This is a genomic window from Corallococcus sp. CA041A (assembly GCF_003612075.1).
GTDB classification, from domain to species: Bacteria; Myxococcota; Myxococcia; order Myxococcales; family Myxococcaceae; genus Corallococcus; species Corallococcus exiguus.
The window spans coordinates 1-419 of sequence record NZ_RAWF01000706.1 but is presented as its reverse complement, the minus strand read 5'-3'; the positions used below and the strand labels follow the sequence as shown (position 1 = coordinate 419).

Here is a 419-nt window from a genome sequence, read left to right as displayed (position 1 = left end):
CGCGGATGCCGCGGGCGCCAGGCGGCCGGCATCGGCGAGCTGCGCCGCGATCTCGTGCGCGAGCGGCGAGTCGCCGAGGACGCGGGCGGCCGGCGGTGGAGTCCCCACCGGCTGACGCTCGAGCGCGGGTGCGAGCTCATCGAGCAGAGCCGCCGACTGCTGCGCGTCGAGCCCGGCGGCCGACGCCAGCATCTGCCACCCGCTCGGCGAGACGCCGGCCGTCACGGCCGCGAGCATCCGCTCGAGTGCGGGCGAGACGTCGTCGAGCACGAGCAGCGGCCGCTCCACCCCGAGCTGCACGCTCTGCGGAGTGCGCCACACCATCGGGATCCCGGCCGCCAGTCTGAGCACCATGGCGACAGGATGCCGCGGCGGGCTCGCCGACGCGGGCCGTCATCCACAGGCACCCGGTCCGAGCC

The 419-nt window shown here is 76.6% G+C and carries 1 protein-coding gene; it reads right to left on the bottom strand.

What is annotated here, in order from left to right:
- Window positions 1–354, bottom strand: a 354-nt coding sequence (locus D7V77_RS42755; protein ID WP_199734025.1) for a hypothetical protein, incomplete at its 3' end; no start/stop codon positions are given.
- Window positions 355–419: the final 65 nt, after the last annotated feature.